The sequence below is a fragment of the Micromonospora sp. CNZ299 genome (assembly GCF_002754415.1).
On record NZ_PEFG01000001.1, the window covers coordinates 4,838,200 to 4,851,776 of the forward strand.

The following is a 13,577-nucleotide window of genomic DNA, read 5'->3' on the forward strand; positions in this document are numbered from 1 at the left end:
AGCCGAACCTCGTCACCAGCGCGCAGCATCCGTGGTCGCGACACCCCTGCCATCAGATGTCGCCGCCGTGCACCGGCGATTCCGCGCCGATGGGTGCGGCGTCCAGGTCGGTGTGCAGTACCTGTCGCCAGAGCAGATGAAACAGCGTGGGCAGCACGGCGATGGGATCCCCGACCTGACGCGCGCCGTCCATCAGCGCCGCACCCTCGGCGAACACCCGTAGCAGGCTGGCCGTCCACCGCGCGTCGAGGCAACGCGGATGCCGATAGCCCGACAGCCAGCGCAGGTTCGCTGTCCGCACCGGGTCCATGATGTCGACGCGCCACACCGTCCAGCCGACCTGCTGGCACGCGTACACGATCGGTTCCACCATCGGCTGCTCGCCGCGTCCGCGGCGACGCTGCGACCGCACCTCGATCACCACTGCCGTACCGTCGCGTAGCCGCGCGAAGAAGTCCGGTGTGTGGGTGACGGTCTTGTCGTCGCGCTGCCACGTCAGGCGCAACGGCCGTGACACCAGCGACATGACCGTCGGGTCGAAGTCCCACGCCATGACATGATCCCGCTGCAGCCACGATTCATAGCCGACGTGATCCGCGGTCGTTGCGAACCACCACAAACCCGCGAAACCCTTCGCGCCCCGCTTCGACCGGGTCGCGTCTATCGGGCGAGCAGCCTCGAACGGCCGCATCCAGCACTGGTCCAGCGGCTCCCTGCGGTCCTGCCCGTCATCGCCGACAAAGCTGACGTCGACCTGCCCCGCCGCCACACGCCCCTGCCCGAAGGCGGCAGCGTGCGAGCGTGACATGCCGGTCCTACCGCGACCCGCGCGGCGACCCGTGACATTGAAACCGCCCAGCGCGCGTCCGTGACGAGGCTGCTACGACCGCGAGAAGCGCGGCGGCCGGGCCGACTGGAGGTCTGGCGACGTCATCGTCGTTGATCAGTCGAACGTGCACGGCCCCACCTCCCAGCGTCGAGGAGCCCACCGTAACCGCTGCTCAGGCCTGCTGTCATCACCGGCGCGCCACCGTACTGGCGAACAGGCTTATTGATCCGAGTGTTCGCCGAGCGTCTGCACGGTGTTGGGTCCTGGGTGGGCGATGGTGGCGACGGTGGGATGCGGGTAGTCGAAATCCAGCCCGGCGAAGTCGCGCTCTACCGCCTCGGGTAGTTCGTTGTCCGCGACGATCATCTGCAGCGGCGCGGGCCTGGCTGCGGCGAGGTCCCGCAGCCGGCTATAGCTGCAACCGGAACAACGAGCGGTCCACCCGGAACATGTGCTCGTCAACCGACCAGGTCCGCGGTCCGGCGTGCTCGCGCAGCAGCGACAACCTCCGGACCCGCCCGCCGGCGCCCTCGGCTTCATCCACGACGGTGACCGTACGGGGCACGGACCGCTCGCCGAGCCACCATCGCTGCGGCGCCGGAACGGGTGTCGGACCCGGCAGCGACCGCCCAGAGACCGAACGCTCGGGCAGCGCCCCACCCACGAGGTGCGGCGCTGCCCATTCCGAGATACTTGACCCGCGCTACCGCACTACCGGGCCGGGCCATCGTGAAAGTTGAACGCCGCGAAGATCAGCGCCGCAGTGCCGCCGAGCGTCGCGCCGGCGACGAGGACCGCATTGGGCGGGTTGGCACCGCCGGCCCAGGCCAACAGCCCGCCGGCGGCACCGACGATCGTGGCAGTGAGCGCGATGATCGCCATCCAGGGCCCTCGGCACGACGGCCTGGGCATCGCTGCCTGGGCGGGGCCGGGCAGCGCGTCTGGAGGCGTCGAGCCGGTGTTGCGGTTCACGTCGGGGGTCATGACGAACGAGAGTCCCTTCTTCGCGTCGGTCCCAGTGTGGAAGGTGAAGAGCAGTGCCTGGAGGTGACCGGGTGCCCCTGCGCGGCGACAGGAAGTCGTAGAACATCGCCCAGGCCATGTGCGGGGGCGACTCCTGCTGCTCAAGGCTGCTAGTGGGCGTCGAAGAACCGCTCGGCCAGCTTGCGGATGCGCTCCAGGCGCTTGGAGACCGCGCTGTGGTTGCGGTAGCCCATGATGTCGGCGACCTCGGTCAGGGTGGTGGCGCCGCTGTACAGCAGGACCACCACTTCGCGATCCCGCGCGTTGAGCAGGGTCAGGAAGTCGCCGAACACCATGCGGTCGACGATCTCCGTCTCGGGGCCCTGGACCGGGATGGTGTCGGTCAACTCCACGAACTTCACCTGGACCTTCGAGCGCTTGCGGTACAGCTTGCGCTCGAAGTCCTCCTTCGCGTAGGTCCAGTGGGGCGAGAAGTCCTCTTCGACGCGGTGGGAGCGCACGGCGTCGAGGATGCCCCGCAGCCGTCCGTCGGCGTCGGCCTGCGCGACTGTCCAGTCCACAAGCTCGGCGGCCTCCTGCTCGCCGCGCCATACGTCTCCGCCAACGCGGGGGTTCGCCATCACGGCTCCTGCCAGCGTGGACCCGTCTTCCAGCCGTGCAGGCCTTTCTTCGACACCTTGGTTCCCCTCCGGCAGCTCCCGGAGCACGTCCTGAATGACCTCGGTGACCGGCGGGATCCAGAAGTCGAGGTTGTGCGCCAGGACCCGGATCGAGTCGTCCTTGCTGAACCCGGTCATTGGGGACTGGGGCACGAGGTGGCGCCAGATGGTGGAGGCCCACGCCCGCGACAGCCTGGTCTCGAAGTCGGCCGGCAAGTAGTGGTCGACGTCGGCCAAGGCGGCCAGGAAGGGCCATTGCCCGCTGTGCAGCAGCGGGAGGCCGTACCGCTGAACGGTGGCCGCTGGCAGCAGGTGGAACAGGGACGCGTACTCGTAGTACCGCGACGTGGTGCGCGGGACGAACACGACGTTGACGTCGCCGCGGTCAGCGACCCGATACAGCCGGCCGGGGAGATCGTGCTCATCGAAGATCCGCCGACGGAACTGCGCGGCTTCCCAGTGCATGTTCCACTGCGACACCGCGACAAGCAGGGCCACGTTCGGCTCGGCCGGACCCGGCGCCAGGGGGACCGTCACGTACTCCGGCGGTGCCGGGACCTCCGCCCGCACGGTGGCCCGGTACAGGTGTCCGGCGGACATGTTCCACAGCCGCGGGTACTCCTCGGACGTTGACTTCTCGTCCTCGGGGTCCAGCGGTACCCGGTCGCGCCGCCGCGCCTCGATCTCCTCCGCGGACGGCTCCGGTTCGTCGGTCATGCTCGTGCCCATCGTGGTGGTGTAGGTCGTCATATCCGTGTCACGACAGTTGGACGGCGGATCCGTTCCACAGCTCGACAAGATTTTTCCTACGGGAATCGAGGCCGGGCCGTCCCGAGCGTGCCGGGCGGGTGTGATCAGGTGTGCTCCAACGGGTCGGACACGGTCGTTTCCTTACTTCTGTCAGGGCCGGTTGCGGCGGGCCACGTGCGCGGCGACCGCGCCCGGGCCGGGCCGGGCGTAGCGCTCCAGGCTGCGCACGGACGCGTGCCGGGAGCGGGCCAGCAGGGTGGGCGTAAGCCCTCTCGGGGCCGTCGGCACGAGCGGCCCCGGCCCCTGCGGGACCAGCTCGGACCAGCGTTGCCGTTGGTCATTCGCTGATTACTACCGCGGAGGCCGAGAGGCGTGACGGCCTCGATCGCGAAATGGCCTATCCGAGCAAGGGGACGGCCCGAGCCGCAGCCGCCGTCAACCTGAATCTCCACCTTCCAACGACGACCCCTCAGCAGCCACAAAGCTTCTTCGATACAGTAGAAACGCTATGTGGTCGTTGGAGGGTGAAGCGGCCCATGATCACTAACGCGACAGCGGAGTTGGAACGGGGCATTCTTGCCTCGTCGCACCGCCTGAGCGCGACACCACTTCCCCCGGATCGCCCTCGACAAGCACCGGGGGAAGTGGGCCACCTTGAACACCTGGAGCGTTGCACATGCCTGAGCTCGCCGACCACCTCGGATGGAGTGTCGCCGTCCTCGCGGTGCCCACGGTCGCCGTGACGATCTGCGTCGTCCTGATCGCCCTGGGCGCGCTGGCCGCCCGCCAGCCGGCGACCCGCCGCCACTGCCTGAGCGTGCTGGCCGCCCTCACCCGGTACGTCACCGCCCTGCGGGGCGACCGGTGACCGCGCCGGCCGTCACCGCCGGCGACCGGGCCCGGATCGGTTTCGTCGACGCGCTGCGGCAGGCGCGCGACAGCGACCAGACCCGGCCGCTGGCGGACATCGTCGGGGCGAACCTGCGGCACCTGTGGGAGCACGGCGGCCGGCTCGACTCCACCGGGTCGGGGCGCCAGCCCGACTGGATTCACATCCGAACCGGCTTCGTGGTGCGGCCCGCGGACGACGGGCCCGAGCCGGCGCTCGCCCGGCTGGTCAAGTCGAAGGGCCTACAACTGCGGCTGCTGATGCTGATGCTCTTCGACGCACAGTGCCGACACGGTCCGGGCGACACCGTCCGCAACGTACGGCGAGTGGCCCCACACGCGAACGAGGCCTACCCGTCGTGGCGCCAGCTCGTCCTGTCCGAGACCATGCGCACCGCCGGCACCGGCCGCGGCCACGGGGATCTGCGGGCCCGCCAGATCACCGAGGCCATGCAGGCGCTGGAGAAGCAGCACCTGCTCTGGCTGCCCCGGCAGCCCGGCGGGACGCGCCGGCGCTACGACCCCAAGGACGGGGTGAGCTGGCATCTGCTCTCGGAGGCCAGCACGGCAGAGGAGCACCCTCGCTACGTCCTGCCCACCGCCGAGACGTCCTTTTGGATCTCGCCGTCGTTCTTCACGAACCTGTGGGTCTTCGCGTTGACCGACGTCGAGCTCGCCGCGTACCTGGCGTTGGCGTTCCTGCGCAGCAACTACCCCGGTCGGCACGCGGTTGGGGGCGTCTTTCTGAAGGCTGAGGACCGCGAGCGCCAGTTCCGGTTGACCCGTACGGCCTGGCGGGCCACCGAGCTGCTGCACCGGTTCCGGCTCGTCGACCGGGCCCGGGACCCCCGGCGCAACTTCCGGACGGGCAACGTCGGCGCCCGAGACACCCGGTGGGCGAACCGGCAGGTGATGCCGGCGCTGTTCACGATCAACGACGAGGCGCTGCAACAACCGGCGCTAGACACGGTCCACCAGGTCCTCACCGCTCCCACCGCCCAGGACGTCCTACGGAGGGAGAAGGGGCAGCAGGCCGTCAACGAGGCGATCGCCGCCGACCTGCTGTAGCAAATGGTGGTGACGGGAGTCTCCAGTGAGCTCAGGATCCCTGGGCTCACCGGAGAGGCCCGGTCTCACTCCAGATGAGCCCGACGCCGGTACCACAGGCCGCCCAGGAACACCGCCACCACGCCGATCACGGCCGAGCCGATGCCGCCGGCCAACCGCACGGTCCCGGAATCGGTCCAGGAGGCGATCAGCGCCACCGTGGCCACCACCGCGCACACCACCGCCACCCGGAGCAGCCCACGCTCGGAAGGCACCGCCTTCCGGGCGGGTTGCCGCTGCACCAGCAGCACTTTCGCGTCTACCGCATCCGCCTCAACCTGGTAGCCGGCCCGCTCCAACACCCGCCGGTATCGGGCCGCCATCTCCGGCCGGTCGGCGGAGCCGCAGTAGGCGACGGCGAACGGCTCGGGCCCGTCGACGCTGCTGTTGGCGCCCTCACCGCGAAGCCATCCAAGTGCCGCTCACCGACGTCGCGCAACCCGGCCCGGCGCAGCACCCGCCGGATCTCCTCCGCGTCCCGGTCCCGTGGCGACCACAACGGCCGCCGCCCTTTGCCGTACCCGTACCGGGGTTGCCCCTCATCCATGGCGGTCACCGTACCGACAGTCTGCTGCTCGCGGCATGCGTCGTAGCGCCGCGAGCTGGTACGGAGCAGAGCTGATCGGTGTAATGCGGTTCGGACGGCTTGTGTGACCGCGCGGCATCGCCGCGGTCGAGTTCCGGCGCGGCGGTGGGTCAGATGCTGCCCAGGACGCGGCTGGCGTAGGTGTACAGGGCGTCGTGGGCGGCACCGTCGAAGGCGTGCCGGACGTAGCGGCCGGTGGTGCCGGTGGCGTGACCGAGGATCCGGGCGATGACCGATTGGGGCACGCCGGCGGCTTCGAGGGCGGTGGCGAGGCCGGCCCGCAGGCTGTGCCCGGCCAGGGTGTCGACCACCTCGGGCGGCTGCCCAGCGTCCCGCGCGGCCTGCTTCACGGTCTCGGCGACGTACCGGTCGCTCAACGCCGTGGCGCGGACCCGGGCGCCGACGCTGATGCCGGACAACACCGGCATCGTGCCGGTGCGGCGGCGGCCGGGCCGGTGCAGGTGCTCGCGGCGGCCGGCGGCGTCGAGCCAGGCGACGGTGGTGCGCACCGGGCAGATCGCAGCCAGTTCGGCGGGGGCTTCCGGCAGGTCGACGTGGCGGCCGCGACCGGTCTGGTCGGCCTTGGACCGGGCGATGAGCAGCCGCAGTCCTTCCTGGACCGGCTGCACGTGGTCCACCGGCAGCCCGGCCAGTTCCTCGCGGCGCAGGCCGGCGAAAAAGCCAAGGCTCAGCAGGCAGCGGTCGCGCAGCGCGGCCAGGTGCTCGCGTCGCTGCTCCAGCGGCGCATCGGGGCGGGGCGGCGAACCGGCGGGTCGGGTGGCGAGCATGGCGGCCAGCAGCGGCAGCGTGACCGCGGCCTTGCCCTCCACGGGCCGGCCGTGCAGGCGGCGCACCCCGTCACGGATACGGCGGAACCGGTGATCGTCGGTGGGTGGCAGCAGCCCGGCGGCGAGGTGCCGGTCGCGGATCGCGGCCAGCCGGCCGTCCTGGGTGGAGATGGCCAGGTCGTCCCGCACCATCTGGGCCAGGTACAGGGCGACGACCTCGATCGGGGTGGGCGGGCCGGGGTCGAAGCCGAACCGGGCACACCAGCTGAGCAGGGCGTCCCAGCCGGCGTCGTACTTGCGGATGGTGCCGGCGGCGCGGGAGGCCTCGGCGAACCGGGCGACGTCGCCGGCGAGGTCGTGCAGCAGACCGACGTCGGCCACTGCGGAGGGCTGGTGGTTGGCCAGCCACCGGGTGAGGTCGATCCGGCCCGGGGTGGCTGCAGCGTCGACGAGTTCGCCGTGCAGCACGTCGGTCGGCTGCCGGAGGGCGGGCAGCCGGTCCACGCTCACGCCGCCGCCCCGACGGCCGTCAAGTGGCGGTAGTCGGTGGCGGTCACGCCGTCCGGCAGCCCGGTGGCGGGGCGGGCGAGCAGTGCCGGCGCGCCGAGGTGTCCGGCCAGGGCGAGGACCGCCCGTTCTGCCGGGCAGCCCACGCCGGCGGTGCGCAGCGCGAAGTCCCAGACGACCAGGGCGGCGCGGTCGGCGTCGGCGGGGCGGTAGCTGCGTACCCCGAGCGCGTCCAAGGCGGTCAGGATGGCCCGGAAGCTGCCGGGCCGGTCGGGCTGCGGTTCGGCGGGCAGCCCGGCGGCGTGCGCGGCGGCGACGAGGTCGTCGGTGACCGCGTCGGTCAGCTGCAGCCGGGGCAGCAGCGGAATCACCGCGTCGGCCGCCGGTTCGCCGTCGAGCACCGCGGTGAGCACCGCGGTGTCGACCAGGACGGGCCCTCCGGCCGGAATGGCGGCGGGGGCGGGGCCGTCCGCGGCCGGCGGGTCGGTGGCCCGGCCGGTGGTGTGGTCGGTGAGCGCGGCGGTCAGGGTCGGGTAGCGGCCGGCCAGCCGCAGGGCCTCGGCGAGGTCGCGGCGCAGGCGGGCCAGCGCGGCGGCCGGGGTGGCCAGGACGAGTTCGCCCGGGGCCGCGCCGGGCAGCACGACGACGGCGCCGGGATGCAGGCCGGCCGCGTCGGCGAGTCCGGCCGGCAGGCGTACCCGGCGTCGGTTGTCCACGGTGGCCGGGGTCATGAGGTCGGTGCTGGCGGTGGGGGTCATGACGTCTCCGGGCGGGTGTCGGTGGCGGTGGGCATGTCTTGGTAGCGGGCGTCAGTTCGGGGCCGCACCGCCGCGCGGAAGCATGGCGGCCGACGCCGGAGGGCGGACGGTCCGTGTTCCTGTCCAATCGGATGCGGGGCGGTAAGCGAGTTCTGGGGCCGATCACGTTTGCGGGGCTCAGCGAGCACGCTAGACCCCCACAGCGACGCCGGGGTTTTCGACGCACCGGTGGGCGTGCCGCGTTTTTCGGGTTCAATCACGGCGGCGGCCCACGCCGGTTCAGAGCGGGGCGAACTGTTCCGGCGAGTAAGGTCCGGGAATCTTCCGTTCTCGCACCTAACCAGAAACCGTATGGGCTTGGGTTGCCGGTTATCCGGGCTGCCTGTAACGTCCATACCCAAGACACCCGCGTTATCAGTCAGGAGCCGGATGATCCACCTCAAGATCGGCCCCGCCCGTCCCGCCGCGCCGGACGACACCATGGACCGGGACTGGGTCGGCTGGACGCCGGACCAGACGCCCCAACAGATCTACGAGCGCAACCGCGGCCGGTGGTTCCTCGGTGCCCGCGCGGACCGTGAGCGCTACGCCGTCATCTCTTACACCGTCACCGGCACCAATGTGGTGGCCGTCGAGCTCACCGGCATCGAGGACGTCGGCGGCGGCAAGCGCGCCATCGTCGGTCGTGTGCTCGGGCCCGGCCATCCGGTGCACGACGCCCTGGTCGGCCAGCCGGCCCTCGACCGGCACCGCAACCCCGTCACCTACCCGGACCACCCGGTCGAGCGAGGCAGGACCTGCGCCTGCGGCTGCGGCGGCACCGTCACGGGCAGCCGGGCGTTCCTGCCCGGCCACGACCAGCGCGCCATCCACGCCCGCATCGCCGCCCGCTGGGGCGACACCCTCGGGTTCATCTCCTGGTACGACGACACCTTCGGCACCCCGCCACCTGCACCGGCCGCCGCCGCGAACCTTCACCGCGCCGACGTCGCCGAACCCGGCGCGCCTGACACCACACCCGGCAGGCCGGAGGGGTCGTGACCGGACGCCCCGATCCACGCCCCGGACTCTGCCGCCCAGCGCCGATCGCGCCGGTCGACCTCACCGGCGCCATCTGGATGTCCCTCGGCCAGTCTCACGGCCACCCTCACCATCGCCGAGGCCGACGTCGACGAGGTCGAGCCAGCAGCGTGGTGGTCTTCCCCGCACCGCCGAGCCCGCCAGCGACGACGGCCTACCTTCGGCCGGCACTCGGGCCGCCGCGGCCTACAGTCCCGGGCGATCTCTCGGTGCACGCGGTCCCCTTCCGCATCCCACATGGGTTCTGGTGGGTCATCTCCCTGGTGAGGGAAGACCGAGCCTGCCCGATTGTCCGCGCGACCCCACTTCTGCCGGGCCGAGAAGGGGTGCCGGTAAGAAACGTGTCACCAGCCGCAAACGCGGGTGATCGTCCTGGTCAAGCGCTGACGGCCGGTCGGCGGAACCCCAGCCTGTAAGTCAGGGGTCGGGTACGCCCTGAGAACTCGGCGTCGGTCATCGCCGGCGCCGCGGCCCCGCCCGGTCTCCGGGCGAACCGGCCCCGCCAGTCCCGAGGGTATGGGTCTCGACGTCACGGCGGGATCCTCGCCAGCGGCTGCCTGCCTATCTCCTGACGATGCGGTCGTCAAGGTTCGCCGTACTTTGGGCGTCATCTGTGAAAAAAGTGAGGCCACCGCGACGAGAACGAATGGGCCATCGGCAGGGCCTAGGCTGGGTGGCAGGCAAGCAGCACCAAAGTCGACGGCGCGCCAGATGCAGCCGGGCCCCGTTGGTACGAGATCCACCTGAACATGGGCGGCGGCACCCGGATGCAGCTGGGATACCGCCACCGGAGACGCGGCGGACGCTGCGGATCCCGAAAACCGGACGGCACCCGGATGCAGCCGGGTGCCGTCACGAACGAGTCCGCCCGAACACCGTCCTGATGACCGAAAGGACCTCGTCAGCTATGACCGTACTCCGTTCGCCGAGCTCCCCCGAGCCGCCGAGCGATCCCGGCGGCTCCAACGCCTTGGCACTCGCTCTGGTCTTCCTGGCCGCGCTGCTGGTGGCCAGCTGGGCGGGGTTCATCGTATGGGTCAGCACGCACCAGCTTGCCGACGCCGTTCTGCGGTCCGGTGTGGCCTTCGCCGGCACCGTCGGCCTCTGCCTCGCGGTGCGGGCGGCGTACCGCCAGCGGTGAGGCCGGGGGCAACCCCGGAAATCGCGAGGCCGCCCTCGTCACGCACCCGGCGTGGAGTTGGTTGCCTTGCCAGGCTTGAGCCAGCGGGACAACAGATCGATCACCTGGTCCAGAGCCTTGCGCATCTCAGCGGCGACCGTTGACGCCGACGTGATGGCGGCGGAACAGGTCGCCGAAGAAGTGGCTGAGAGTGCCTCGGGCTTGGTCTGGGTCGCGCAATTCATGGGCGCCGAACCGATAAACCTCGTAGCCGGCGAGGGTGAGGTTGCGGCTGCCGGCCATCGTGCGGGCGTAGGTGGCTGGGTCGGCGCGACCATCGCCGCTGGCGTAATGCGTCCTGCCGTCGACTTCGAGCACGATCCGGACGCCTCCGGGCATGAGTAGCAGGAAGTCCATGCGCAGATGCAGCAGTGCGGCTGCACCGCGGGCCCGGACGGTCTTCGGGTCCCAGTGCAGCCAGACCTCTGGCAACAGAGCGGGAAGGTGCTGAACGTCATCGCGGTGGAGCTCGTGGTACAGGTCGAACAGGCGCTGCTGAGGCGGGGAGTTGGCGGGCAGGCTCTGCCGGAGCCGCCGGTAGAGCTGCGTCTTGGCTTGCTCGTCGGTGTCCAGTCGGCGTGTCGCCTTCCACCACGCCTGTAGGTCGCGCCAGCGGATCCCATCGGCGGTGATCGGCCGGTCGTACACGAGCACGTGCTCGGCGTTGCCCACGATCTCGATGTCGTTGTCGATGGCGTCGCTGAGCCGCAGGTCAGGCTTCAGGGGTGACGCGAAGATCAGGTTCTTAGGTCGACCCACCCGCGATCGGCTCGCCACCAGCTCGAAGACAGGGTATCCGTCGGCCGTGCCGGTCTCTCGCAGCTCGAGCCCGGCGGCGCCCAACGGGGGGTTGATCGCGTCGACCAAGCGACGCTGGGCATCTTCATCGGGCAACACCTCGCCGGAGACGATGCCTTCCAACAGCAAGCCGAAGCGCCGGTCGGTGGTATCGATCGCACCGACTGTCTCGAACAGCTCCTCCACCGTCCAGTCCGCGTTGCGCTGCACGTGTTGATCGATGCGCCCGCCGAGGCTGTGGTCCACGCCAGCGGCGCCGAAGCCTCCGCCGCCGCCGAGCACGAACAGCTTGTCCAGCAAGACCTTGAACCGCAGGTAGTGGTCCAGCAGATCATCCCAATCCAAGGCGCGGGCGACGTCACGGCGGACGCGCTTGGGGATGGTCGGGTGCGGCTCTGCGGCCCAGAGAAGATCCTGCAGCATGTTGCGCGTGGAGGCGCCGAGCCACTCGTAGTGGCTCAACACCCTGCGAGCCACCGCGGGCAGCTCGCGGTCCGGCACAGCAGCGACACTGCTGTCTGCGCGAGCGGCTTTGCTGCCGTCGCTGGGCGACGCGGGCAGCCCGATCTGGGACAGCGCGTCGTCGAGTGTCGCGTGCGTGGCCAACTGGCTGACCTCGAGGGCGATGGTGCGGATAACGCCGCGCAGTGCCGCAAAGTCGGTCGCCCCTGCCATCGATCAATTCTCGCAGATCACGTGGGACGGGCGGCTACCCGCTGATACCGGTTCGGAGCCGGACTGACGGGTGCCTCGCGCGCGTGGGTTAGCTCCGTGAATCGATCTTCATATGCTCGCACTCCCCGTCAGGGATTTCGGTGAAGGCGCCGCTCGTGCGCAATGCGATCTTGGCCCAGAAAGTACCTGCCGTGTCGTACTGGACGGTGGTATGCCAGACGAAGTCCGACTTCTTCGAGCAGGCCATCCGCAAGCCTCAAGGAGCGCGTCGGCCAGTTCCAACGCGCCGGTGTTCCGGTCGTTCTCGACACCAACGGTCTACCTGCACTCCCCGTTGGAGCTGCACGAGTCACGCCAGCGGCCATAGCCCGCCCGACACACGGTCGCTCCTCTCAGGCCCGAGTGCAGAGGCGTGACGGCCTCGTGACCCCGGAGCACCTGGTGGAGGAGCGCGGGCTCGGCCCACAGCCGCTGAGGGTGCGGTGTCGGGAAAAGTGATGGTGAGGGAGGGGAAGATAGAGACGTGAAAGATGCGTGGCGTGACGTCGAGGCGGGCCGCCAACGATTGGACTGGGCCATCGCCATCGGCGATCCCGCCGAGGCGGAGTACCGGACGTCCCTCGGTCACCAAGTTGCGAGCCGAGCGATCACGGACTTGGACGCGTTCTTCGGACCTGCTTGGCTGCACCGGGCCACCCACCCCGGACCAGGTACGACCGGACCGATGGTGGTGCCCTACTTCGCCTCGCTGATGGGCGCGCCGGCGTTCGTCGCCGCGATCGGCTTGTGGGCTCGCCTGCAGGTCCTGGTCGAGGCCCAGGTCCAGGGCATCGGCCAGGTACGGAAGAACCTGCGCGTCAACCCGGCGGCCGAGGAGTTCCGCCATCACATCGCCTTGGCCCGGCTGGCGGTTCTCGCTTGCCAAGCGGGTGCGCGGCTAGCGCTTGAGCCGGTGAAACCGCAAGGCGGTCCTGGGGACTTGCGGGCGGTGCGTGCTGGCAGTGATGTGTTCATCGAGGTTCGGGCGCTGGGCCCGGGCCAGGGCTTCCGTGCCCACAGCCGTTGGATCGACGATGCCGTGATGCATCTCCGGGTGCTGGAAGTCCGCCACAACGTGCACTGGGATGGCGAACTGCCTACAGGACCCGACCTGCAGTGGAAGGAGGCCGTGGACGCGGCAGCCGCCGAGGTATCGGCGAACGGCGTCCCGGTCGAGGTCGTCGTTGATGGTGCGACGTTGACCGCCCGACCTGGCCCGGCGCCGACCGGCACGCAGATCATTGGGCCGCTGTGGGAGGCCGACGAAGGTCATCGTCTGCTGCAAGCACTCATTAGTAAGGCCATGAAGACCCAGTCCGCTGGGGCAGCCTGGTTGTGGCTTGAAGACGCGGGGGCGGTGTGGCCGCTGACCGCCTTTGCCCGTGACCCACTCTCTGAGAAGGTTAAGGTGCTCCAGCAGGCCCTCGACCCGCTATTCGACGCCCATTCACATGTGCTCGGTGTCGTGCTGACCTCTGGCGAGATGCGCTTCGACGGGTCGCTCGACGACGCCACCGAGACCCACCACCGCGGCGCGGCCTTCCGTCGGACGATGCCCGGCTCCCTGGTCCGAGAAAGCATCGTCGTGCACCGCCGGCTATGCGTGCCCGGGCAGTACGCCTTGATCACCGAGATGTGCGCCGAGGAACCGGCCTGGCTCGATCACGCGTTGGCCCGCCTCGGCGTACCCGGCGGCGTTGCGGCACTGACGACCTGGCCGGTGCGCCAGGCACCAACGGCCGAGCGGCAGTACCTCGGCGGCCGCTGGTACCTGCCCACGCGGAGCTACCCCAGCCCCCGATGATCTTCGTGGTGCGGATGGCATCGGCCCCAGGCGGCACCCTCGCCCGTCACCGGGTGCGTCCCGCAGCGACTTGCCTGAATCCTTTTAATCAAGCCGCCGCCGCCCGCGGACCATGCGGTCGCGAAGGCCGGACGCGACCAATCTC

At 70.4% G+C, this 13,577-nt stretch carries 15 protein-coding genes; 5 read left to right on the top strand and 10 right to left on the bottom strand.

Going from position 1 to position 13,577, the window contains the following annotated elements:
* Positions 1 to 52 precede the first annotated feature (52 nt).
* The 6 genes from CLT68_RS22065 to CLT68_RS33410 all read right to left on the bottom strand — a co-directional run bounded on the left by CLT68_RS22065 (position 53) and on the right by CLT68_RS33410 (position 3,510).
* Positions 53 to 808, bottom strand: coding sequence for a TnsA-like heteromeric transposase endonuclease subunit (locus CLT68_RS22065; RefSeq protein WP_099853619.1), 756 nt, complete (start codon positions 806 to 808; stop codon positions 53 to 55).
* 240 nt (positions 809 to 1,048) lie between these two features.
* Positions 1,049 to 1,195, bottom strand: coding sequence for a hypothetical protein (locus CLT68_RS32895; RefSeq protein ID WP_158240912.1), 147 nt, complete (start codon positions 1,193 to 1,195; stop codon positions 1,049 to 1,051).
* Positions 1,196 to 1,238: 43 nt separating this feature from the next.
* Complete coding sequence (locus tag CLT68_RS33920; RefSeq protein WP_486482276.1) at positions 1,239 to 1,373, bottom strand: hypothetical protein; 135 nt, start codon at positions 1,371 to 1,373, stop codon at positions 1,239 to 1,241.
* Positions 1,374 to 1,540: 167 nt separating this feature from the next.
* Positions 1,541 to 1,813, bottom strand: a complete 273-nt coding sequence (locus CLT68_RS32660; protein ID WP_143743223.1) for a hypothetical protein — start codon at positions 1,811 to 1,813, stop codon at positions 1,541 to 1,543.
* A gap of 149 nt (positions 1,814 to 1,962) precedes the next feature.
* Entirely contained in the window at positions 1,963 to 3,201 is a 1,239-nt protein-coding gene (locus tag CLT68_RS22075) for a sigma-70 RNA polymerase sigma factor region 4 domain-containing protein (protein WP_486482277.1), read from the bottom strand.
* Between the two features lie 171 nt (positions 3,202 to 3,372).
* Positions 3,373 to 3,510 (bottom strand): hypothetical protein, encoded by a 138-nt coding sequence (locus CLT68_RS33410; RefSeq protein WP_199177116.1) that lies wholly within the window; start codon positions 3,508 to 3,510, stop codon positions 3,373 to 3,375.
* 388 nt (positions 3,511 to 3,898) lie between these two features.
* Here CLT68_RS33410 and CLT68_RS22080 point away from each other — a divergent pair, with 388 nt between their 5' ends.
* The gene (locus tag CLT68_RS22080) at positions 3,899 to 4,090 is read left to right on the top strand and encodes a hypothetical protein (protein WP_099853623.1); all 192 of its coding nucleotides are present in this window, start codon (positions 3,899 to 3,901) and stop codon (positions 4,088 to 4,090) included.
* The gene (locus tag CLT68_RS22085; protein ID WP_099853625.1) at positions 4,087 to 5,178 is read left to right on the top strand and encodes a hypothetical protein; all 1,092 of its coding nucleotides are present in this window, start codon (positions 4,087 to 4,089) and stop codon (positions 5,176 to 5,178) included. The genes CLT68_RS22080 and CLT68_RS22085 overlap by 4 nt, the downstream gene beginning before the upstream one ends.
* Before the next feature lie 65 nt (positions 5,179 to 5,243).
* Here the strand turns inward: CLT68_RS22085 and nifW are convergent, their stop codons facing one another.
* The 3 genes from nifW to CLT68_RS22100 all read right to left on the bottom strand — a co-directional run bounded on the left by nifW (position 5,244) and on the right by CLT68_RS22100 (position 7,856).
* Positions 5,244 to 5,540, bottom strand: coding sequence for a hypothetical protein (gene nifW, locus CLT68_RS22090; protein ID WP_099853627.1), 297 nt, complete (start codon positions 5,538 to 5,540; stop codon positions 5,244 to 5,246).
* A 373-nt stretch (positions 5,541 to 5,913) separates the two neighbouring features.
* Positions 5,914 to 7,101 carry a tyrosine-type recombinase/integrase gene (locus CLT68_RS22095; RefSeq protein WP_099853629.1) on the bottom strand — a complete coding sequence of 396 codons (1,188 nt, stop codon included), beginning with the start codon at positions 7,099 to 7,101 and terminating at the stop codon, positions 5,914 to 5,916.
* Positions 7,098 to 7,856, bottom strand: coding sequence for an AbrB/MazE/SpoVT family DNA-binding domain-containing protein (locus tag CLT68_RS22100; RefSeq protein WP_099853631.1), 759 nt, complete (start codon positions 7,854 to 7,856; stop codon positions 7,098 to 7,100). Before CLT68_RS22100 ends, CLT68_RS22095 begins: the two co-directional genes overlap by 4 nt.
* A 429-nt stretch (positions 7,857 to 8,285) precedes the next feature.
* On the opposite strand from CLT68_RS22100, the gene CLT68_RS22105 reads away from it, so the two are divergent.
* Positions 8,286 to 8,897 carry a hypothetical protein gene (locus tag CLT68_RS22105; RefSeq protein ID WP_099853633.1) on the top strand — a complete coding sequence of 204 codons (612 nt, stop codon included), beginning with the start codon at positions 8,286 to 8,288 and terminating at the stop codon, positions 8,895 to 8,897.
* Between the two features lie 946 nt (positions 8,898 to 9,843).
* Positions 9,844 to 10,077, top strand: a complete 234-nt coding sequence (locus CLT68_RS22110) for a hypothetical protein (RefSeq protein ID WP_099853635.1) — start codon at positions 9,844 to 9,846, stop codon at positions 10,075 to 10,077.
* 126 nt (positions 10,078 to 10,203) lie between these two features.
* On the opposite strand, the gene CLT68_RS22115 is transcribed toward CLT68_RS22110, so the two are convergent.
* Entirely contained in the window at positions 10,204 to 11,589 is a 1,386-nt protein-coding gene (locus CLT68_RS22115) for an AbiJ-related protein (RefSeq protein WP_099853637.1), read from the bottom strand.
* 523 nt (positions 11,590 to 12,112) lie between these two features.
* Here CLT68_RS22115 and CLT68_RS22120 point away from each other — a divergent pair.
* Positions 12,113 to 13,432: a hypothetical protein gene (locus tag CLT68_RS22120; protein ID WP_099853639.1), complete on the top strand. Its 1,320-nt coding sequence runs from the start codon at positions 12,113 to 12,115 to the stop codon at positions 13,430 to 13,432.
* Positions 13,433 to 13,577 lie beyond the last annotated feature (145 nt).